18 protein-coding genes are annotated in these 21,415 nt (G+C 68.0%); all 18 read left to right on the top strand.

Annotation, left to right across the window (positions count from 1 at the left end; all coding sequences use genetic code 11):
* Positions 1–5: 5 nt before the first annotated feature.
* A complete protein-coding gene (gene nusG / locus AB0K82_RS38240) occupies positions 6–737 on the top strand; it encodes a transcription termination/antitermination protein NusG (protein ID WP_364406702.1) in 732 nt (243 codons plus the stop codon).
* Between the two features lie 156 nt (positions 738–893).
* The gene (gene rplK, locus AB0K82_RS38235) at positions 894–1,328 is read left to right on the top strand and encodes a 50S ribosomal protein L11 (RefSeq protein ID WP_364406699.1); all 435 of its coding nucleotides are present in this window, start codon (positions 894–896) and stop codon (positions 1,326–1,328) included.
* A gap of 188 nt (positions 1,329–1,516) precedes the next feature.
* A complete protein-coding gene (gene rplA, locus AB0K82_RS38230) occupies positions 1,517–2,239 on the top strand; it encodes a 50S ribosomal protein L1 (RefSeq protein WP_364406696.1) in 723 nt (240 codons plus the stop codon).
* 275 nt (positions 2,240–2,514) lie between these two features.
* The gene (locus AB0K82_RS38225) at positions 2,515–3,333 is read left to right on the top strand and encodes an LppX_LprAFG lipoprotein (protein WP_364406693.1); all 819 of its coding nucleotides are present in this window, start codon (positions 2,515–2,517) and stop codon (positions 3,331–3,333) included.
* 415 nt (positions 3,334–3,748) lie between these two features.
* Entirely contained in the window at positions 3,749–4,324 is a 576-nt protein-coding gene (gene rplJ / locus AB0K82_RS38220) for a 50S ribosomal protein L10 (protein ID WP_364406690.1), read from the top strand.
* A gap of 74 nt (positions 4,325–4,398) precedes the next feature.
* On the top strand, positions 4,399–4,785 hold the full coding sequence (gene rplL, locus AB0K82_RS38215; protein WP_364406688.1) for a 50S ribosomal protein L7/L12: 387 nt from the start codon (positions 4,399–4,401) through the stop codon (positions 4,783–4,785).
* 458 nt (positions 4,786–5,243) lie between these two features.
* On the top strand, positions 5,244–6,266 hold the full coding sequence (locus tag AB0K82_RS38210; RefSeq protein ID WP_364406685.1) for an ABC transporter ATP-binding protein: 1,023 nt from the start codon (positions 5,244–5,246) through the stop codon (positions 6,264–6,266).
* Positions 6,266–7,060 carry an ABC transporter permease gene (locus AB0K82_RS38205; protein ID WP_364406682.1) on the top strand — a complete coding sequence of 265 codons (795 nt, stop codon included), beginning with the start codon at positions 6,266–6,268 and terminating at the stop codon, positions 7,058–7,060. The genes AB0K82_RS38210 and AB0K82_RS38205 overlap by 1 nt, the downstream gene beginning before the upstream one ends.
* A gap of 86 nt (positions 7,061–7,146) precedes the next feature.
* Positions 7,147–7,911 (top strand): ABC transporter permease, encoded by a 765-nt coding sequence (locus AB0K82_RS38200; protein ID WP_364406758.1) that lies wholly within the window; start codon positions 7,147–7,149, stop codon positions 7,909–7,911.
* Between the two features lie 50 nt (positions 7,912–7,961).
* Positions 7,962–9,269 (top strand): MCE family protein, encoded by a 1,308-nt coding sequence (locus AB0K82_RS38195; protein WP_364406680.1) that lies wholly within the window; start codon positions 7,962–7,964, stop codon positions 9,267–9,269.
* Entirely contained in the window at positions 9,266–10,285 is a 1,020-nt protein-coding gene (locus AB0K82_RS38190) for an MlaD family protein (protein ID WP_364406677.1), read from the top strand. Before AB0K82_RS38195 ends, AB0K82_RS38190 begins: the two co-directional genes overlap by 4 nt.
* 36 nt (positions 10,286–10,321) lie before the next feature.
* A complete protein-coding gene (locus AB0K82_RS38185) occupies positions 10,322–11,365 on the top strand; it encodes an MCE family protein (RefSeq protein WP_364406674.1) in 1,044 nt (347 codons plus the stop codon).
* Between the two features lies 1 nt (position 11,366).
* Entirely contained in the window at positions 11,367–12,638 is a 1,272-nt protein-coding gene (locus AB0K82_RS38180) for an MCE family protein (protein WP_364406671.1), read from the top strand.
* On the top strand, positions 12,635–14,071 hold the full coding sequence (locus tag AB0K82_RS38175; RefSeq protein ID WP_364406668.1) for an MlaD family protein: 1,437 nt from the start codon (positions 12,635–12,637) through the stop codon (positions 14,069–14,071). The genes AB0K82_RS38180 and AB0K82_RS38175 overlap by 4 nt, the downstream gene beginning before the upstream one ends.
* Complete coding sequence (locus AB0K82_RS38170) at positions 14,035–14,559, top strand: hypothetical protein (RefSeq protein ID WP_364406665.1); 525 nt, start codon at positions 14,035–14,037, stop codon at positions 14,557–14,559. Before AB0K82_RS38175 ends, AB0K82_RS38170 begins: the two co-directional genes overlap by 37 nt.
* Positions 14,556–15,182: a hypothetical protein gene (locus AB0K82_RS38165; protein ID WP_364406662.1), complete on the top strand. Its 627-nt coding sequence runs from the start codon at positions 14,556–14,558 to the stop codon at positions 15,180–15,182. Before AB0K82_RS38170 ends, AB0K82_RS38165 begins: the two co-directional genes overlap by 4 nt.
* A 429-nt stretch (positions 15,183–15,611) precedes the next feature.
* Positions 15,612–19,082, top strand: a complete 3,471-nt coding sequence (gene rpoB / locus AB0K82_RS38160) for a DNA-directed RNA polymerase subunit beta (RefSeq protein ID WP_364406659.1) — start codon at positions 15,612–15,614, stop codon at positions 19,080–19,082.
* A 139-nt stretch (positions 19,083–19,221) separates the two neighbouring features.
* The coding region (gene rpoC / locus AB0K82_RS38155; protein ID WP_364406656.1) for a DNA-directed RNA polymerase subunit beta' at positions 19,222–21,415 on the top strand (2,194 nt) is incomplete at its 3' end.

The raw sequence follows: 21,415 nt of genomic DNA, 5'->3' as shown, positions 1-21,415 counted from the left end.
TGACCGTGTCCGAGTCCCCAGAGCTTCACGACGAGGCCATCGAAGAGGCCGAGTCGGTGGAAGCGCCGGCTTCGGCCGAGGCTGAGGAAGTCGCCACGGAGTCCGACGAAACGTCCGCCCAAGCGTCCGAAGAGGCGTCCGACGAGGCGTCGGACCCGGTCGAAGAGTTCACCACGCAGCTGCGGCTCCTTCCGGGCGAGTGGTACGTCGTTCACTCGTACGCCGGTTATGAGAACCGCGTGAAGACCAACATCGAGCAGCGCACCCAGTCGCTCAACATGGAGGACTACATCTTCCAGGTCGAGGTGCCGCAGCACGAGGTCACCGAGGTCAAGGGCGGCAAGCGTCAGAAGGTCAACGAGAAGGTCCTGCCGGGCTACATCCTGGTCCGCATGGAGCTCACCGACGAGTCCTGGGCGGCCGTCCGGAACACGCCGGGTGTGACCGGTTTCGTGGGCCTGTCGAACACCCCGTCGCCGCTGCACCTCCGGGAGGTGGCGACGCTGCTCGCGCCCGAGCCCGAGGAGCAGGCCAAGACCAAGGAGACGGCGAAGGCCGCGGCCACCGTCGACTTCGAGGTCGGCGAGTCGGTCACCGTCATGGACGGCCCGTTCGCCACGCTGCCCGCGACCGTCAACGAGATCAACGCCGAGGCGCAGAAGCTCAAGGTGCTGGTGTCGATCTTCGGTCGGGAGACTCCGGTCGAGCTGTCCTTCAACCAGGTCTCCAAGATCTGACGCCGGAGCACGACGCTCCGGCGCCTACGCTCCACAGACGTCCCCGCGTGCCCGCGGGGAAGACGGTCCCAACGCGGTGGTCGACGTTCCATCCGCCGCGTCGCCCGCGTGTGCGGGAGTGGGGGCCGACGAAGAATCGGAACGAAAGGGTGAGGCATGCCTCCCAAGAAGAAGAAGGTCACCGCGATCGTCAAGGTCCAGCTGCAGGCCGGACAGGCGACGCCCGCGCCGCCCGTCGGTACCGCGCTCGGTCCGCACGGCGTGAACATCATGGACTTCTGCAAGCAGTACAACGCTGCGACGGAGTCCCAGCGCGGCAACGTCATCCCCGTAGAGATCACCATCTACGAGGACCGTTCGTTCACCTTCGTCACGAAGACCCCGCCGGCCGCGCAGCTGATCAAGAAGGCCGCCGGCGTCGACAAGGGCAGCAGCGAGCCGCACAAGACCAAGGTCGGCACGATCACCCGCGACCAGCTCCGGGAGATCGCCGCCACCAAGATGCCGGACCTCAACGCCAACTCGCCCGAGCAGGCCGAGAAGATCGTCGCCGGCACCGCCCGTTCGATGGGCATCACGGTCACCGACTGACCCGCACCCGCGACGAGCGAGTGCGACAGTAGGCGCCGTGTCCGGCACGGCGTGTGCCGGATGACGGGCTCGGCCGCGGACTCCGCGGGGGCGACGCCCTCGCGGGGAATGCCGTCGGCCCGGCCGAAACCCCATGTGGGAGGGCCGCGCGCAGGCCCGGACCACGAGCTCCAGATCAGGAGAAGAAGATGAAGCGCAGCAAGGCGTACCGCAACGCCGACAACAAGATCGACAAGGCGGCGCTCTACAGCCCGGCCGAGGCCGTGAAGCTGGCCAAGGAGACCTCGCCGACCAAGTTCGACGCCACCGTCGAGGTCGCGTTCCGGCTCGGGGTCGACCCCCGTAAGGCCGACCAGATGGTCCGCGGCACCGTCAACCTGCCGCACGGCACCGGTAAGACCGCCCGCGTGCTGGTCATCACCGGTGGCGCGAAGGCCGACGAGGCCCGCGAGGCCGGCGCCGACCACGTCGGCTCCGACGACATGATCGAGCGGATCCAGGGCGGCTGGCTCGACTTCGACGCGGTCGTGGCGACCCCGGACATGATGGGCAAGGTCGGCCGCCTCGGCCGCGTGCTCGGCCCCCGTGGTCTCATGCCGAACCCGAAGACCGGCACCGTCACCACCGACGTGGCCAAGGCCGTGTCCGACATCAAGGGCGGCAAGATCGAGTTCCGCGTGGACCGTCACGGGAACCTGCACTTCATCGCCGGCAAGACGTCCTTCTCCGAGAAGCAGCTCGTGGAGAACTACGCCGCCGCGCTGGAGGAGATCCTGCGGCTCAAGCCGTCGGCGGCCAAGGGGCGTTACATCAAGAAGGCGACCCTGAGCACGACGATGGGCCCGGGCATTCCGGTCGACCCGAACGCCACGCGCAACCTCGTCGCGGAGCTGGAAGAGTCCGCGAGCTGACGCGGTGAGCACTGCGGCGAGCTGACGCGGTGAGCTGACGCATCAGCGAAACGCGCAAAGGGGCGTCCCCGTTTCGGGGGCGCCCTTTTTGCGGTGCGTCATCCTTCGGTACGACTTACGTCGCACTCGGGCGAAGGGGATCTGGTCCCCATGGGGGATGTTTACAAGATCCCTGGAGGTAACACTCGATAGTGCTGGAACCAGACGTTCGCGCTCTCATCGAGCCGGGGGCCGTACGCGATACGCAGGAGGGTTCAATGGTTCGTCGATATGCCGTGGGTACAGCCGCCGGTGCCGCCTTGGTCGTCTCCCTCGCCGGGTGCGGGGCCGCGGGGAAGGACGGCGCCGGCGCGGTGAACGTCTCCGCCGCTCAGGCGATCACTCTGGCGGCGCAGAAGACCAGCACCGTCAAGTCGTACAAGGTCGACATCACCGAGAGCGGCAGCGGGCAGGCGGCCTCGAAGGCGCACGGGACCGTACAGGTCCGGCTCAGCCCCGAGCTCGCCGCGGTCGGCACCCTCGACTCGGCCGGCTTCGGCGGCCGCTCGGTGGGGACCGGCCTGCGGGCGATCCTTCTCGGTGACGCGCTCTACGGGAAGGTCCCCTCGCAGCTCTCGCAGTTCGCCGGCGGCAAGCAGTGGGTGAAGTTCTCCGTCTCGCAGGCCGCGCAGCAGGCCGGTGTGAACCTGAACGACATCCTCAAGCAGGCCGACCCCGCGCAGCAGACCAAGATCTTCACCAGCTCGAAGGACGTGCGCAAGGTCGGCACGCAGACCATCAATGGGGTCAAGACCACCCACTACACCGGGACGATCACCGCGCAGGACGCCGCGGCGCAGCTGTCCGGTAAGGCCAAGCAGTCGTTCCAGGACCTGTACCAGAAGAGCGGTGCGAAGAAGGTCGTGTTCGACCTGTGGGTCGGCTCGGACAACCTGCCGCGCAAGCTGACGGCCAAGGGCACCGAGTCGGGCGGTTCGGCCACCGCCACCATGATCTACAGCAACTTCAACAAGTCCTTCAGCGTGTCCGCGCCGCCGGCGAACCAGGTCGCCGATGGCTCGCAGCTCCTGCGGAACTGGGGCTCCGGCCACTGACTCCGGTAGTGCGGACGGCCCGCCCCCGGGCGGTCCGGAGGGGTGCGCCCCGCGGCTCGGACGCCGCGGGGCGCACCTTTTTCTTCGAGAGGTGAACGAACGGCTCGGTGCCGTGCCACCCTGAGCGCCGTACCGGTCCGATCGCCGTGGTGCTCGGGTGCCGTCCGGTCCCGGCCACTGTGGGGGTGCGGATTTGGCGGTCTCGGCGGGATCGCGTACGCTGTTCAACGCCGAAGACCGCCGGTCGTCACCCACGGGGTGACTGAAGGTCCCGCACAGCGGGCGGCCCGCGTAGGTGACATTGAGAGCTGAGACGTGACCCGGTGCTGGTCATGTCATCCGCCCCGTGCGCCTGCGCCGGGGCGTTCGTCGTTTCTCGGGCCTTCTCCACCGGCGCACATCTGGAAGGAGGCCCATGGCGAGGGCGGACAAGGCGGCAGCGGTCGCCGAGCTCAAGAGCGAGTTCGAGAGCTCGAGCGGTGCCGTGCTGACCGAGTACCGCGGGCTCACCGTTGCGCAGATCAGTGAGCTGCGCCGATCGCTCGGTGAGAATGCACGTTTCGCCGTGGTGAAGAACACGCTGACCAAGATCGCCGCGCGCGAGGCCGGGGTCACCGAGGAGCTCGAGCAGCTGCTCCAGGGCCCGTCGGCGATCGCGTTCGTCAAGGGCGATGTGGTCGAGGCCGCCAAGGGCCTGCGTGACTTCGCCAAGGCCAACCCGAACCTGGTGATCAAGGGCGGCGTCGTCGACGGCAAGCCGATGACGTCCGAGGACATCACCACGCTCGCGTCCCTCGAGTCCCGCGAGGTCCTCCTCGCGAAGCTCGCGGGTGCGATGAAGGCGTCGATGGGCAACGCCGCCGCTCTCTTCAACGCCCTGCCGGTCAAGGCCGCTCAGCTGGCCGAGGCCCTGCGGGTCAAGCGCGAAGAGGAAGGCGGGGCCACGGAGGCCGCCGCCGAGGCGCCGGCCGAGACGTCGGACGAGGGTTGATCCCGCGGTCGTAACAGACCTGAATTACCCATCCGCGTGAGCGACGCGGGTTTTCAACAGGAGGAAGCAACACCATGGCGAAGCTCAGCACCGACGAGCTGCTCGACGCTTTCAAGGAGATGACCCTTCTCGAGCTCTCCGAGTTCGTGAAGCAGTTCGAGGACACCTTCGACGTCAAGGCCGCCGCCCCGGTCGCGGTCGCCGCCGCCCCCGGCGCCCCGGGCGCCCCGGCTGAGGCCGTCGAGGAGAAGGACGAGTTCGACGTCATCCTCGAGGCCGCCGGCGACAAGAAGATCCAGGTCATCAAGGAGGTCCGTGGCCTCACGAGCCTGGGCCTGAAGGAGGCCAAGGACCTGGTCGACGGCGCGCCGAAGCCGCTGCTGGAGAAGGTCAACAAGGAGACGGCCGACAAGGCCAAGGAGGCCCTGGAGAAGGCCGGCGCGACGGTCACCGTCAAGTAAGGCGTCTTCTTCACGGCGCTTTCTCAGCGCTCTTCGAGGGCGGTCACCCTTCCGGGTGGCCGCCCTTCGGCGTTACCCGGGGAGGAGGTCCCTCGAAGGTCTTACCTATCAAGCGCTTGGTTGATACGATGCGGCCTCATGTACGTGATCATTTCCGGACCGTCCGTAGAAGTTCGCCGGGTTCCGCCCGTCGGGCATCCCCTTCCCAAGGGAACTGTTGGACCGCTAGTCTCATAAGTCGGTTCTGAGTAACGATCTGCTTACGAGGCAATCTCCGTCCCGGTGACGATGGTTTTACCTCTTCCATTCGAGCGAGGGATGACTACGGTAGGTGGACGCGGCACGCACGATGGCCCCCGGCCACTGCTCAGTGGCTCTGTGTGATCCGGCAACGTAACCCATCGGTAACTCGCTCGTTGTACCGGACACCCATGGGCCGGCTGGACGAAAGGTGACGAGTGGGCGTCGAAATCAGAGTCGAAGGGCTGACCAAGTCCTTCGGGCGTCAGGTCATCTGGGAGGACGTCACCCTGACGCTGCCCGCCGGTGAGATCTCCGTCCTTCTCGGACCCTCCGGAACCGGCAAGTCGGTGTTCCTCAAGACGATGGTCGGCCTGCTCAAGCCGGACCGCGGCCACTGCTGGATCGACGGCAAGGACATGCCGAATCTCCGCGAACACGACATGTACGAGGTGCGGAAGCTGTTCGGCGTCCTGTTCCAGGACGGCGCGCTGTTCGGCTCGATGAACCTCTTCGACAACATCGCCTTCCCGCTGCGCGAGCATACGCGCAAGTCGGAGTCGGAGATCCGGCGCATCGTCCTGGAGAAAATGGAGATGGTCGGCCTCGGGGGAGCGCAGAACAAGTTCCCCGGCGAGATCTCCGGCGGTATGCGCAAGCGGGCCGGGCTGGCCCGCGCGCTCGTGCTCGACCCACAGATCATTCTCTGCGACGAGCCCGACTCCGGCCTGGACCCGGTCCGCACGGTCCTGCTGAACCAACTGATCGTCGACCTCAACGCCGAGATCGAGGCGACGATCCTCATCGTCACCCACGACATCAACACCGCCCGTACGGTGCCGGACAACATCGGCATGCTGTTCCGCCGCGAGCTGGTGATGTTCGGGCCGCGCGAGATGCTGCTGTCGAGCGAGGAGCCGGTGGTCCGGCAGTTCCTCAACGCGCGCAAGGTCGGCCCGATCGGCATGTCCGAGGAGAAGGACCTGTCCGAGCTGGAGGCCGAGGCCCGCCTCGGCCGCGACCCGGGCCCGCTGCCGCCGATCCCGCCGCAGCTGATGACCAGCGACGGGCGCCTCCGCCGGACCCAGCACGCTCCCGGCGAATGGCTGCGCGCGCACGGGGTCACTCCGCCGGACGGCTCGTTCATCGACGAGATGGGCCGTGACTGGCTCGAGGAGTGGCCGCGGTACGTCGCCGCCATGGCGGCCGGTGCCGGGCGGCATTCCGAAGGGGCGCACTGATGCCGCGCGCCGGCAAGGTGGCCGACGGCGTCGCCACCGCCACGCTGCGCGAGCCCGGCCGCTTCTTCGCCCTGTCGCTGGACACCTTCCGGGCGATGTTCAAGTGGCCGTTCCAGTGGCAGGAGTTCCTCCAGCAGGCGTGGTTCATCGTCAGCGTCACGGTGGCGCCCACCATCATGGTCGCCATCCCGTTCGGCGCGATCCTCTCGTTGCAGGTCGGCAACCTGATCCGGCAGCTCGGCGCGCAGTCCCAGACCGGATCGACGGCGGTGCTGGCGATCGTCCGGGAGGCCAGCCCGATCGTGACGGCTCTCCTGATCGCGGCGGCGGCCGGCTCGGCGATCTGCGCCGACCTGGGCGCCCGGAAGATCCGCGAGGAGATCGACGCGATGGAGGTGCTCGGCATCAACCCGCTGCACCGCCTCGTGGTGCCGCGCGTGCTGGCCTGCGCGTTCGTCGGGCTCTTCCTCAACGGCATCGTCTCGGTCGTCGGCATCGCCGGCGGTTACGTCTTCAACGTCATGCTGCAGGGCGGCACGCCCGGCGCGTACATCGCCTCGTTCAGCGGCCTGGCACAGCTCTCCGACCTGTACCAGGCCGAGGTGAAGGCGGTGGTGTTCGGTATCACCGCCGCGCTCGTCGCCTCGTACAAGGGCCTGACCGCCTCCGGCGGCCCGAAGGGCGTCGGTGACGCGGTGAACCAGACCGTGGTCATCGCGGCGATGGCACTGTTCGTGGAGAACTTCGTGCTCAGCGCGCTGTACTTCCAGCTCGTCCCGCAGAAGGGCATGTGATGGCGGCCGGCACCTGGGGCGGGTTCCGCACCGCCAAGCGCGTCATCGACGCTCCGCTGGAGCGCCTGGAGGGCTTCGGCCACCAGATGGCGTTCTACGTGCGGGCGTTCGCGTGGGTCTGGCGGGTCGCCCTGCGCTACAAGAAGGAGGTCGTCCGGCTGCTCGCCGAGGTCAGCCTCGGCACCGGCGGCCTGGCCGTCATGGGCGGCAGCGTGGCGATCGTCGGCTTCATGACCTTCTTCACCGGTACCGAGGTCGGCCTGCAGGGCTACAACGCCCTGAACCAGATCGGCAGCGCCGCCTTCAGCGGCTTCGTCTCGGCGTACTTCAACACGCGGGAGCTGGCCCCCACGGTGTCCGCGCTGGCGCTGTCGGCCACGGTCGGCTGCGGCTTCACCGCCCAGCTCGGCGCCATGCGGATCAGCGACGAGATCGACGCGCTCGAGGTCATGGGCGTGCCGTCGCTGCCGTTCCTGGTGACGACGCGCCTGGTGGCCGGCATGCTCGCCGTGATCCCGCTGTACGTCATCGGCCTGCTGGCGTCGTTCGTCGCCACCCGGCTGATGGTGACCGTGTCGTTCGGCCAGTCCAGCGGCACGTACGACCACTACTTCTACCTGTTCCTCCCACCCCACGACGTCCTGTGGTCGTTCGGGAAGGTCCTGATCTTCGCGATCCTCGTCATGCTGATCCACTGCTACTACGGCTTCAACGCCAGCGGCGGACCGGCCGGCGTGGGCCTGGCGGTCGGCCGCGCCGTCCGTACGAGCCTCGTGGTCGTCAACATCGTGGACCTGCTCATGGGGATGGCGATCTGGGGCGCCACCACGAGCGTACGGATCGCCGGCTGAGACGAGAGGTGTGAGTGCGCGATGACGATTGCTGAGCCGGGGGAGGACTCATGAGCTACACCCCGCCCTTCGGCTCGTGGTCCGAGCGGCTTCGCTACCGCCTCTACGGGGTGGCGTTCGTGCTGGTGGTCCTCCTGCTCGTCGTGCTCATGGTGATGCAGTACAACAAGGCGTTCACGCCCGTCTACCACGTCACCGTCGACAGCGACCGGGCCGGCCTGCAGCTCGTCCCGCACTCCGACGTGAAGGTCCGCGGCCTGATCGTCGGGGAGGTCAGGAAGATCCGCCAGACGCCGAACGGCGCGGCGATCGACCTGGCGATCGACCCCGGTAAGGCCCGGCTCATCCCGGCGGCCTCCTCGGCGAGGATGCTGCCCAAGACGGTGTTCGGCGAGAAGTTCGTCGACATCGTCCCCCCGGCGGGCACGCTCGGCGGCCGTCACCTGAAGAACGGCGACGTCATCCCGCAGGACCGCTCCACCACCGCCGTGGAGGTCAACCAGGTCCTCAACGACGTGATGCCGATCCTCGACGAGGTCGAGCCGGCCAAGCTCAACGCCACCCTGAACGCCCTGGCCACCGCGCTGCAGGGCCGCGGCGACCAGATCGGCCAGATGCTCGTCGACGCCGACGACTACCTCAAGCGGCTCAACCCGCACCTGCCCACCGTCGTGCACGACCTGCGGCAGCTCGCCATCGTCAGCGACAACCTGAACGGCGCCGCGCCCGACCTGATCTCGATCATGCAGAACCTCCAGACGACGAACCGCACGATCGTCGACAAGGAGCCCCAGCTCGTCGAGGCCCTCGACAAGGGCATCGGCCTCACCGGCCAGGCCACGGAGTTCACCGCCGACAACGAGCCCCGCCTGGTCGGGGCGATGATCGCCAACCGGAAGGCGCTCGCGCTGCTGGCCAAGTACTCCCCGAGCGTGCCGTGCGTGTTCCAGGGCATGGCCAAGCTGACGCCCCGGCTGATCGACGCGATGGGCGGCCGCCAGCCGGGCGTGCACGTCACGCTGGAGCTGGTCAAGCCGCGCCCCGGGTACAAGCCGGGCCTGGACCGCCCGGAGTTCAAGGACTACCGCAACCCCCGCTGCTACGGGCTGCCGAACCCGAAGGTGCCGTTCCCGCAGTATCAGGAGCTCGACGGGACCGAGGACGACCAGTGGTGGGCGGGCGGCGCGGGCCGCTCCCTGTCGAGCGTCCTGGTCAAACCGGGCAGCTCCACGGACGACGACGCGTTGCTCAAGAGCCTGATGGGGCCGGCCATGGGTACCCGCGCCGACCAGGTCTCCGACCTCGCCACGCTGCTGTACAAGCCGGCCGCCAACGGAATGGTGGTGACCGCCAAGTGAAGACCACCTCGGCGACGATCAAGCTGATCATCTTCGCGGTGATCGCCACGCTCGCCACGGCGGTGCTCGCCGTCACCATCTCCAACACCCAGTTCGTGCCGAGCCGGAACTACAACCTGATCTTCACGGACGCGGCGGGGCTCAACACGGGCGACGAGGTCCGGATCGCCGGCGTGCGCGTCGGCGAGGTCAAGGGGATCAAGCTCTACCAGGGGCACCTGGCCAAGGTCACGGTCTCGGTGGTCGACGACCAGACCCTGCCGCGCAGCACGCAGGCCCAGCTGCGGTACCGCAACCTGATGGGCCAGCGGTACATCTCGCTGACCGAGGGCTCCGGGCAGGGCGGCACGCTGCCGGCCGGCGGGACGATCCCGAAGGAGCAGACCCAGCCGGCGCTGGACCTGACCGCGCTGTTCAACGGCTTCCGGCCGCTGCTGCGGGCGATCAAGCCGCAGGACGTCAACCAGCTCGCCTACCAGCTCATCCAGGTGCTGCAGGGCGAGGGCGGGACCGTCAACGGGCTGCTCGCGCACGTCGCCTCCCTGACCGAGACCCTCGGCAACCGCGACGAGGTCATCGGCCGGGTGATCGACAACCTCGACAAGGTGATCGCCACCATCGACTCGCGCGACCAGGAGGTCTCCGGGCTCATCACCAACCTGAAGAGCCTGGTGTCCGGGCTGTCCGACGACCGGCACGCGATCGGCGAGTCGCTGGTCAGCGTCAACCAGCTCATCTACACGACCAACGGCCTGCTCACCGACGTGCGCCCCTCGGTCAAGGCCGACATCGCCACGCTCGGCCACCTGTCGAAGGTGCTCGCGGCCAACGGCGGCGAGCTGGACAAGGCGTTCGCCGCGATGCCGACCAACTTCATGCTGCTCGACCGGGCCGCGTCGTACGGCTCCTGGTTCAACTTCTACCTGTGCAGCCTGGACGCGCGGATCGGGCTGCCGGGCCAGGTCTCCTTCAACACTCCGCAGATCCTGAACGAGAGCCCCCGGTGCAAGGGGTGATCGGGTGAACGAGGCAGCGACGAGGGGAGCACAACGGTGAGAGTCTCCTTCCGCGACCGGGACCCCCTGATGATGGGGATCATCGGCATGTCGTCGGTGGCCCTCCTCGTGTTCGCGGCGTTCAACCTGACGCTCCTCGAGGGCGGAACGACGTACCACGCGGCGTTCACCGAGGCCAGCGGCCTCAAGCCGAACGAAGAGGTGCGCGTCGCCGGAGTCAAGGTCGGCAAGGTCAAGAGCGTCAAGCTGGAGGGCGACCACGTGCGGGTCGGCTTCACCGCCGGCTCCCACGTCCGTTTCGGCACCCAGTCGCAGGTGCGGATCAAGATCTCTACGTTGCTGGGCGCGCACTACCTCGAGGTCGACCCGAGGGGCGACCGCCGCCAGTCGCCGCACACCGAGATCCCCACCTCGCGCACCGCCCCGTCGTACGAGGTCGTCCCCGCCCTGCAGGACCTGTCCGGACAGCTCCAGAAGATCGACGTCCCGCAGCTCGCCACGGCGCTGGACACCCTGAACCAGACGCTGCAGTACTCCCCGGCCAACGTGCGCCGGACGCTGAGCGGCCTGCAGAAGATCTCCCGGGCCGTGTCCTCTCGCGACGACGAGCTGACCAGCCTCCTCGGCCACACCCGGAGCCTCACCGGCCTGCTGGCCGACCGCAGCGGCGACCTCGCGCAGCTGGTGTCGAGCGGCGGCCTGCTGCTGCAGGAGCTCAACGACCGGCGGCAGGTGATCACTTCGCTGCTGTCCGGCACGGTCACCCTCGCGAACCAGATCACCGGGACGATCGAGGAGAACCGCGCCACGCTGAACCCCGCGATGCGGCACCTGCACAGCGTCGTGAACATCCTGCTGCGCAACCAGAACAACCTCGACAAGGCGGTCAAGACCCTGGGCCCCTTCGTCAGCGTCTCGGCCGACGCCACCGCCCAGGGCCGGTGGTTCGACGGCTACCTGCAGAACCTGATCCCGCTTCCGCTCGCGATCGGCCCGGCCCAGCCGGCGACCGGTGACGACACGAGCGCGTCCGGCAAGCGCACGCCCAGCGGTACGCCCACGTCCGGCACGGGCCGTTGAGATGAGAGGTACGTACGAGGTGTCTCGATCGGAGCGGCCGGCGCGCGGCCGAGCGGCGCGGATCGTTGCGGCGGCGCTCACGCTCACCGCCGCCGTCTCGGGCTGTACGTTCCGGGGCGTGTCGAACATGCCGCTGCCCGGCGGCATCGACACCGGCTCCGACCCGTACGACGTGAAGATCGTCTTTTCGAACGTCCTGGACCTGGTCCCGCAGTCGCAGTGCCGCGTCAACGACGTCCCGGTCGGCCGGATCACCAGGATCCGCCTGGTGAACTGGAACGCCGAGGTCACGTGCCGGCTGCTGCGCTCGGTCGACCTGCCGGCCAACGCCGTCGCCACGATCTCCCAGACCAGCCTCCTCGGCGAGAAGTTCGTGGCGCTGTCCGCGCCGCAGGGACAGACGCCTCAGGGGAGGCTGACGCAGGGCGCGGAGATCCCCCTCGACCGCACCACCCGCGACACCGAGGTCGAGGAGGTGCTGTCGGCGATGTCCATGCTCGTCACCGGCGGCGGCCTCGAGCAGATCTCCACGATCAACCACGAGCTGAACGCCGCGATGCAGGGCCGCACCACGCAGATGCGCGATCTCCTGGACCGCGTCAACGTCTTCGTCGGCACCCTCGACCGGCAGAAGGCACAGATCGTCACCACGATCGACAAGGTCGACCGGCTCGCCGCCACGCTCGCCCGGCACAACCAGACGATCGCCGACACGATCGACAGCACCGGCCCCGCGGTCAAGATCCTCGCCGAGCAGCGGCAGGACCTCACCAAGCTCCTGGTCAACATGGACCGGCTCGGCACCGTGGCGACCCGGGTGATCAACCGGTCGCACGACGACACGGTCGCCAACCTCAAGGACCTGCAGACGGTGCTGCAGAACACCGACAAGGCCAGTAACGTCATCCCGAAGATCCTGGGCGGCCTGTTGACGTTCCCGTTCCCGCAGACGGTCTCCCAGGCGCTCAAGGGCGACTACGGCAACCTGTTCGCCACCCTGGACCTCGACGTCGGGAACATCGCGCACAACTTCCTGACCGGGACCGCCCTGGAAGGGGCCGTGAAGGGCGCTGAGAAGCTCCAGGCGTCCCTGCCGGCCCCCCACACGAGTGTTCCGGACAACCCGCTGGGCGTCCTCCCAGAGGGTGGCTCAAGCGCCGGTACGGGTCAGAGTGGCTCGCAGCAGGGCGGCGGCATCCTGCCACCCCTCGGAATGGGCGGCGGTGCCCCGGGCGACGACCTGGGCGCCCTGCTGAGCGGAGGCACCGCATGATCATCAAGCGCGGCGTCAAGATCCAGCTGACGATCTTCGCGATCATCACGGTCCTGACCATGGCCTACACGTTGGTCAACATCATCGGGATCGGGCAGACCGTCCTCGACCTGCGGTACCGCGTCTACGTCGACATGTCCGACTCCGGCGGCATCTTCACGAACGCCGAGGTGACCTACCGCGGCGTCACGGTCGGCCGGGTCGGGCCACTGCGCCTGACCAAGAACGGCGTCCGCGTCGAACTGCGGATCAACCACGACCGCAAGGTGCCCGCCAACGGCGTCCAGGCGTACGTGCTCAACCGCTCGGGCGTCGGCGAGCAGTACATCGACCTGCGTCCCGCCGGGAACGGCCCGTCGCTGAAGAACGGCGACGTCATCCCGCGCGACCACACCCACCTGCCGGTGCAGACGTACGAGCTGCTGCACAACATCGACGCCCTCGTGCGCACCGTGAACCCCAAGGACCTCGGAACGGTCATCGACGAGCTCGACAAGGGCCTGTCGGGCGAGGGGCCGGACCTGCAGTCGCTGCTCGATTCCAACAAGAAGATCCTGGCCGCGCTGAACGACACCTACCCTGAGACGATCGCGCTGCTGAACAACGGGCGCACGGTGCTGGACACGCAGGTCGACGAGGGGTCGGTGTTCCGGGAGTTCTCCCGCAACCTCGCGTCGCTGACCGCCGAGCTGAAGCGCGACGACCCCGACGTCCGCAAGTTCCTGAACGTCACGCCGGGCGCGCTGGACCAGGGCCAGGACCTGCTCGACCGTCTCCAGCCGACCCTGCCCACGCTGCTGGCCAACGGCTCGGTCATCGGGTCGGTGCTGACCTCGCGCACCGACCAGCTCCGGACCATGCTGATCACCTACCCGCTCATCGTCGGCGGCGCGTTCAGCGTCACCCCCGGCGATGGCACGGTGCACTTCGGCCTCGAGCTCAACTTCAACCGGCCGGCCGTCTGCACCAAGGGCTACGAGGGCACGAAGATCCGCTACCCGCAGGACACCCGTCCGGCGACCATCAACGCCAAGGCGTCCTGCAAGGCGCCCAAGGACGCCAGCACCGCCGTACGCGGCTCCCGCAACGCGCCACCGCCCGGGCCGTACCCCAAGCTGCCCGCCGGCGCGACGTCGGGGGCCGGCTTCCCGTACGAGACCTCGACCGGCACCGGCTCGAGCGGCGGCGGGGACGCCGCGAAGCAGGCGTCGGCGAGCGGGCGGTCGGCGGCGAGCGGCGGCTCGTCGACGGGGGACTCCGGCTCCGGACAGACGGCCTCCTCCGGGCTGCAGACGCTGTTCGTCAGCGGCTACGATCCCCGGACCCGCGTTTACGTGGGGCCCGACGGTAAGCAGTACCGCCTGGGCAAGGTCAGTCAACTGACGGGAGACGCTTCATGGCAGACGCTTCTGCTGAGCCCGATCGTCGGCTGAGCGGCCGTCGCCTGGGGGTGACGCTCGCGCTGCTCGGAGTCGTCCTCCTCGCCCTCCTGGTGCCGGCGGGCTACCTCGCCGACAAGACGTACGCCGCCGACACCCGCAGGGCCGACATCGCGTCGGTGCAGACCGTCGCCCGCCGGGTCGTCACCAACTTCTACTCGATCGGCTACCAGAACTTCGACCAGGACGCCCAGCGGGTCTACGCCGACATGTCCGACAAGTTCAAGGCGCAGGCGGTCCAGCAGCTCGGCACGACCTGGAAGCAGACCGTCGTGAACAACAAGCTGATCTCCAGCGCCGCGGTGTCCGCCTCGGGAGTGATAGACATCCAGTCCAAGTCGGCCGAGGTCATGGTCACCGTCCGCAGGACCGCGCAGTCCGCCCAGGTCACGACGCCCGCCGCGACGTGGCAGAGCGCCCAGGTGCAGCTGACCAAGATCGGTGGTCACTGGCGGGTCTCCGGGATGGGAGGGCTGCAGTGACCGCGCTCACCAGGCGCAAGGGCGCGCCGGCCGAGGACTCCGCCGAGGAGACGGCGGCGGAGCGCACGGCGCGGCGGTCGCCGGTCACGGCCCCGCTGGCCATCCTGGTCTGCGCCGTGCTCGTCGTGGCCATCGGCTGCCTGGACCTGTGGTACCGGATGAGTCAGGACGAGGCGGTCCGCCGCGCGCGTGAGGACGGCCTGGCCGCCGCGCAGTCCGCCGCCAAGGACCTGCTGTCGTACAACTACCGGACGCTGGACTACGACCTGAAGAAGGCGGAGTCCGAGATGACGCCGGCGATGGCGAAGTCCTACGCCGAGTACTGGAAGATCTTCCGGACGTCCGTGGAGAAGAGCCAGACCCAGGCGCTGACCCAGATCCAGGTGGCGTCGGTGACGCAGGCGACCGGCGGCCGGGTCGAGGTGCTCCTCTTCGTGAAGATGATCTCGGTCAACGCCGCGCACAAGGAGCCCCAGGTGGACACGTCGTGGCCGCGCCTGCAGATGAAGAAGGTCGGCAAGAAGTGGCTCATCGACGGCCCGCGGATGACCACCCCGCCGCCGGCCTCCTCCGGCGCCACCCCGACGCCGACGCCGACCCCCTCCGCGTCCAAGAAGCGCTGATCGTTTCCGGCCCCGCGACACCCTCCGCGTCGACGAAGCGCTGATCGTTTCCCGCCCCGTGGCGCCGTCCGATCCGAAGAGATTTCGAGAAACGTGACGCCGCCCCGTGCCGGGGCGGCGCGCCGACCTGCGCGAGGACGGCCGGGGGCCCGCTTCCCCGTAAACTATGGGCTTCCTCACGCTGGTCGATCGGGCGGAATGTCCATGTCTAGTCTTGACGTGGGGCCGCTGACGAGCGATGCTGCGGAGCAACTGTGATGCATACCGTGGCTCTGCGCTCGACAGCGGTGTGGCGTTCGGCTACACTGCCCCTTTGCGCTGCCCTCTGACTATCCACACATCGACACCCCCGTTTCGGCGGGGTCTATCGGCGTGGATCGTCTGGCGTGCGCGTCGTCAGTCCGCCGCGAGCCCTCGGAAGGACCACTCTTGGCAGCCTCGCGCAACGCCTCGACTACCGCAACCGGTCCGAACCGCGTTTCTTTCGCGCGTATCAAGGAGCCTCTGGAAGTTCCGGACCTCCTCGCGCTGCAGACCGAGTCCTTTGACTGGTTGCTCGGTAACGAGAGGTGGAAGGCCCGGGTCACTGCGGCCCAGCAGGCCGGTCGTAAGGACGTCCCGACCCAGTCGGGACTTGAGGAGATCTTCGAAGAGATCAGTCCGATCGAAGACTTCTCCGGCACCATGTCCCTCTCGTTCCGCGATCACCGGTTCGAGCCGCCGAAGTACTCCGTCGAGGAGTGCAAAGACAAGGACATGACCTTCTCCGCCCCGATGTTCGTGACGGCGGAGTTCATCAACAACTCCACGGGGGAGATCAAGAGCCAGACGGTGTTCATGGGTGACTTCCCGCTCATGACGCCGCGCGGCACCTTCATCATCAACGGCACCGAGCGTGTCGTCGTCTCGCAGCTCGTCCGCTCGTCCGGCGTCTACTTCGACCGGGCCCTGGACAAGACGTCCGACAAGGACCTCTTCGGCTGCAAGGTGATCCCCTCCCGGGGTGCATGGCTCGAGTTCGAAGTCGACAAGCGTGACAACGTCGGCGTCCGGATCGACCGCAAGCGCAAGCAGAGCGTCACCGTTCTGCTCAAGGCGCTCGGCTGGGACGACGCCCGCATCCTTGAGCGCTGGGGCGACTACGAGTCGATGCGGATCACCCTGGAGAAGGACCACACCACCGGGCAGGACGACGCCCTGCTCGACATCTACCGCAAGCTGCGTCCGGGCGAGCCTCCGACGAAGGAGTCCGCGCAGACGCTGCTCGAGAACCTCTATTTCAACCCGAAGCGCTACGACCTGGCGAAGGTCGGCCGCTACAAGGTCAACAAGAAGCTCGGCCTCGACCTGGACCTGACCCAGGGCACCCTGACCGAGGACGACATCGTCACCACCATCGACTACCTCGTCCGGCTGCACGCCGGCGAGGAGGAGATGACGGGCCCGGCGGGCCACACGATCCCCGTAGAGACCGACGACATCGACCACTTCGGCAACCGTCGTATCCGCTCGGTCGGCGAGCTGATCCAGAACCAGGTCCGCCTGGGCCTGGCCCGCATGGAGCGCGTCGTCCGCGAGCGGATGACCACGCAGGACGTCGAGGCGATCACGCCGCAGACCCTGATCAACATCCGCCCGGTCGTGGCGTCGATCAAGGAGTTCTTCGGCACCTCGCAGCTGTCGCAGTTCATGGACCAGACCAACCCGCTGGCGGGTCTGACGCACAAGCGGCGTCTGAACGCGCTGGGTCCCGGCGGTCTGTCCCGTGAGCGGGCGGGCATGGAGGTCCGTGACGTCCACCCGTCGCACTACGGCCGCATGTGCCCGATCGAGACGCCGGAAGGCCCGAACATCGGTCTGATCGGCTCGCTGAGCTCGTACGGCCGGGTCAACTCCTTCGGCTTCATCGAGACGCCGTACCGCAAGGTCGTCGACGGCCGGGTCACCGAGCAGATCGACTACCTCACCGCGGACGAGGAGGACCGGCACGTCGTCGCCCAGGCGAACACGCCGCTCCAGGACGACGGCACCTTCGTGGAGAACCGCGTCCTCGTCCGCCGGAAGGGCGGCGAGGTCGAGTTCATCCCGCCGTCCGAGGTCGACTACATGGACGTCTCGCCGCGCCAGATGGTGTCGGTCGCGACGGCCATGATCCCCTTCCTCGAGCACGACGACGCGAACCGCGCGCTCATGGGCTCCAACATGCAGCGCCAGTCCGTCCCGCTGCTGCGCAGCGAGGCGCCGCTGGTCGGCACCGGCATGGAGTACCGCGCGGCGACCGACGCCGGTGACGTCATCACGGCCGAGAAGGCCGGTGTCGTCGAGGAGGTCTCCGCCGACTACATCACGGTGATGAACGACGACGGCACGCGCACCACCTACCGTGTCGCCAAGTTCAAGCGGTCCAACCAGGGCACCTGCTTCAACCAGAAGCCCATCGTCGACGAGGGCCAGCGGGTCGAGGTCGGCACCGTCGTCGCCGACGGTCCGTGCACGGACAACGGCGAGATGGCGCTCGGCAAGAACCTCCTGGTGGCGTTCATGCCGTGGGAGGGCCACAACTACGAAGACGCGATCATCCTCTCCCAGCGTCTGGTGCAGGACGACGTCCTGTCCTCGATCCACATCGAGGAGCACGAGGTCGACGCCCGTGACACCAAGCTGGGCCCGGAGGAGATCACCCGGGACATCCCGAACGTCTCCGAAGAGGTCCTGTCCGACCTGGACGAGCGCGGCATCATCCGCATCGGCGCCGAGGTCACCACGGGCGACATCCTGGTCGGCAAGGTAACGCCCAAGGGCGAGACCGAGCTGACCCCGGAGGAGCGCCTGCTGCGCGCCATCTTCGGCGAGAAGGCCCGCGAGGTCCGCGACACCTCCCTGAAGGTGCCGCACGGCGAAGAGGGCAAGGTCATCGGGGTCCGCGTGTTCAGCCGGGAAGAGGGCGACGAGCTCCCGCCGGGCGTGAACGAGCTGGTCCGGGTGTACGTCGCCCAGAAGCGCAAGATCACCGATGGTGACAAGCTCGCCGGCCGTCACGGCAACAAGGGCGTCATCTCCAAGGTGCTGCCGGTCGAGGACATGCCGTTCCTGGAGGACGGCACCCCGGTCGACATCGTCCTCAACCCGCTCGGCGTGCCGGGCCGGATGAACGTCGGCCAGGTCCTGGAGACCCACCTCGGGTGGGTCGCCAGCCGAGGCTGGAAGGTCGACGGGGACGACGCCGAGTGGAAGCGCCAGCTGAAGGCCATCGGAGCCGACGCCGCCGACGCGGGGACCAACGTCGCCACCCCGGTCTTCGACGGTGCCCGCGAGGAGGAGATCACCGAGCTGCTCGACAGCACCCTGCCGAACCGCGACGGCCAGCGCATGGTCCAGAAGACGGGTAAGGCGCGGATGTTCGACGGGCGGACCGGTGAGCCCTTCAAGGACCCGATCGCGGTCGGTTACATCTACATCCTGAAGCTGCTCCACCTGGTCGACGACAAGATCCACGCGCGTTCGACCGGCCCGTACTCCATGATCACCCAGCAGCCGCTCGGCGGTAAGGCCCAGTTCGGTGGCCAGCGCTTCGGTGAGATGGAGGTCTGGGCGCTGGAGGCGTACGGCGCCGCCTACGCCCTCCAGGAGCTGCTCACCATCAAGTCCGACGACGTCCTCGGCCGCGTGAAGGTGTACGAGGCCATCGTCAAGGGCGAGAACATCCCTGAGCCGGGCATCCCTGAGTCCTTCAAGGTGCTGATCAAGGAGATGCAGTCGCTGTGCCTGAACGTCGAGGTGCTCTCCAGCGACGGCATGTCCATCGAGATGCGTGACACCGACGAGGACGTCTTCCGCGCCGCGGAAGAGCTCGGCATCGACCTGTCCCGGCGTGAGCCGAGCAGTGTCGAAGAGGTCTGAGGAACGGGGAGCCGACGAGTGAACGACGTGGGCGGCGGCACGGGCGCGCGACAGCGCCCGGCCGGCCGCCCGCCGAGTGAGCGAGTAGGCGTTTCGGACCTCGGAATCGGCAAACGACAACAGGGGACTGGTTAAGAAAGTGCTCGACGTCAACTTCTTCGACGAGCTGCGGATCGGCCTGGCCACGGCTGACGACATCCGGCAGTGGTCGCACGGCGAGGTCAAGAAGCCGGAGACGATCAACTACCGGACTCTCAAGCCGGAGAAGGACGGGCTCTTCTGCGAGAAGATCTTCGGTCCGACCCGGGACTGGGAGTGCTACTGCGGTAAGTACAAGCGCGTCCGGTTCAAGGGCATCATCTGTGAGCGCTGCGGCGTCGAGGTCACTCGCGCCAAGGTGCGGCGTGAGCGGATGGGCCACATCGAGCTGGCCGCGCCCGTCACGCACATCTGGTACTTCAAGGGCGTGCCGAGCCGGCTGGGCTACCTGCTGGACCTGGCGCCCAAGGATCTCGAAAAGATCATCTACTTCGCGGCCTACATGATCACGCATGTCGACACCGAGCTGCGTGAGCGCGACCTGCCGTCGCTGGAGGCGAAGGTCTCCGTCGAGCGGCAGCAGCTCGAGCAGCGCCGCGACGCCGACATCGAGGCCCGGCAGAAGAAGCTCGAGACCGACCTGGCCGAGCTCGAGGCCGCCGGGGCGAAGGGTGACCAGCGCCGCAAGGTCCGCGAGGGCGCCGAGCGGGAGATGAAGCAGCTCCGCGACCGGGCGCAGCGCGAGCTCGACCGGCTCGACGAGGTCTGGAGCCGCTTCCGCAACCTCAAGGTCCAGGACCTCGAGGGCGACGAGCTGCTCTACCGCGAGATGCGCGACCGCTTCGGCCGCTACTTCGAGGGCGGCATGGGCGCCGCGGCCATCCAGAAGCGCCTGGAGAACTTCGACCTCGACGCCGAGGCCGAGCGGCTGCGGGAGACCATCCGCAGCGGCAAGGGCCAGAAGAAGGCCCGCGCCCTCAAGCGCCTCAAGGTCGTCTCCGCGTTCCTCAACACCCGCAACAGCCCGCGGGGCATGGTGCTCGACTGCATCCCGGTCATCCCGCCGGACCTGCGCCCGATGGTGCAGCTCGACGGTGGCCGGTTCGCCACGAGCGACCTCAACGACCTGTACCGCCGGGTCATCAACCGGAACAACCGGCTGAAGAGGCTGCTCGACCTCGGCGCGCCCGAGATCATCGTCAACAACGAGAAGCGGATGCTGCAGGAGGCCGTCGACGCGCTGTTCGACAACGGCCGCCGCGGCCGGCCCGTCACCGGGCCGGGCAACCGTCCGCTCAAGTCGCTGTCCGACATGCTCAAGGGCAAGCAGGGCCGCTTCCGGCAGAACCTCCTCGGTAAGCGCGTCGACTACTCCGGTCGTTCGGTGATCGTCGTCGGCCCGCAGCTGCGGCTGCACCAGTGCGGTCTGCCCAAGCAGATGGCGCTGGAGCTGTTCAAGCCGTTCGTGATGAAGCGGCTGGTCGACCTCAACCACGCGCAGAACATCAAGAGCGCCAAGCGCATGGTCGAGCGGGCCCGCCCGGCCGTGTGGGACGTGCTCGAAGAGGTCATCACCGAGCACCCGGTGCTGCTCAACCGGGCGCCGACGCTGCACCGCCTGGGCATCCAGGCCTTCGAGCCGCAGCTGGTCGAGGGCAAGGCCATCCAGATCCACCCGCTCGTCTGCACCGCGTTCAACGCGGACTTCGACGGTGACCAGATGGCCGTGCACCTGCCGCTGTCGGCCGAGGCCCAGGCCGAGGCGCGCATCCTGATGCTCTCGACCAACAACATCCTCAAGCCGTCCGACGGCAAGCCGGTCACCATGCCGACCCAGGACATGGTCATCGGTCTGTTCTGGCTGACGACGGAGAAGGAGGGCGCCGACGGCGAGGGCCGCTCGTTCGCCAGCATCTCCGAGGCGATCATGGCCTATGACCGGGGCGACCTGCACATTCAGGCCAAGATCAACGTCCGGCTCAAGGACGTCCCGCCGCCGCGCGGCTGGACGGCGCCGGAGGGCTGGGAGGCCGGTCAGCCGATCCGCCTCGAGACGACGCTCGGCCGGACGCTGTTCAACGAGGCGCTGCCGCCGGACTTCCCGTTCGTCAACTACGAGGTCGGCAAGAAGCAGCTGTCGGCGATCGTCAACGAGCTGGCCGAGACCTACCCGAAGGTCGATGTCGCGAACGCGCTGGACGCGCTGAAGGACACCGGCTTCCGGTGGGCGACCCGCTCCGGCGTGACCATCGCGATCGACGACGTCATCGCCCCGCCGAACAAGGCGGACATCA

Origin of the sequence: Actinoallomurus sp. NPDC052274 (assembly GCF_040679475.1) — a bacterium.
GTDB classification, from domain to species: Bacteria; Actinomycetota; Actinomycetes; order Streptosporangiales; family Streptosporangiaceae; genus Actinoallomurus; species Actinoallomurus liliacearum.
This window is presented reverse-complemented; position numbering and strand designations above follow the sequence as displayed.

What these genes read in the sequence shown, in the direction of transcription:
- rplK (WP_364406699.1), top strand. Translation starts at nt 894, where the DNA reads ATGCCTCCCAAGAAGAAGAAGGTCACCGCGATCGTCAAGGTCCAGCTG.
- rplA (WP_364406696.1), top strand. Translation starts at nt 1,517, where the DNA reads ATGAAGCGCAGCAAGGCGTACCGCAACGCCGACAACAAGATCGACAAG.
- rplJ (WP_364406690.1), top strand. Translation starts at nt 3,749, where the DNA reads ATGGCGAGGGCGGACAAGGCGGCAGCGGTCGCCGAGCTCAAGAGCGAG.
- rplL (WP_364406688.1), top strand. Translation starts at nt 4,399, where the DNA reads ATGGCGAAGCTCAGCACCGACGAGCTGCTCGACGCTTTCAAGGAGATG.
- AB0K82_RS38205 (WP_364406682.1), top strand. Translation starts at nt 6,266, where the DNA reads ATGCCGCGCGCCGGCAAGGTGGCCGACGGCGTCGCCACCGCCACGCTG.
- AB0K82_RS38200 (WP_364406758.1), top strand. Translation starts at nt 7,147, where the DNA reads ATGGCGTTCTACGTGCGGGCGTTCGCGTGGGTCTGGCGGGTCGCCCTG.
- AB0K82_RS38195 (WP_364406680.1), top strand. Translation starts at nt 7,962, where the DNA reads ATGAGCTACACCCCGCCCTTCGGCTCGTGGTCCGAGCGGCTTCGCTAC.
- AB0K82_RS38180 (WP_364406671.1), top strand. Translation starts at nt 11,367, where the DNA reads ATGAGAGGTACGTACGAGGTGTCTCGATCGGAGCGGCCGGCGCGCGGC.
- AB0K82_RS38175 (WP_364406668.1), top strand. Translation starts at nt 12,635, where the DNA reads ATGATCATCAAGCGCGGCGTCAAGATCCAGCTGACGATCTTCGCGATC.
- AB0K82_RS38170 (WP_364406665.1), top strand. Translation starts at nt 14,035, where the DNA reads ATGGCAGACGCTTCTGCTGAGCCCGATCGTCGGCTGAGCGGCCGTCGC.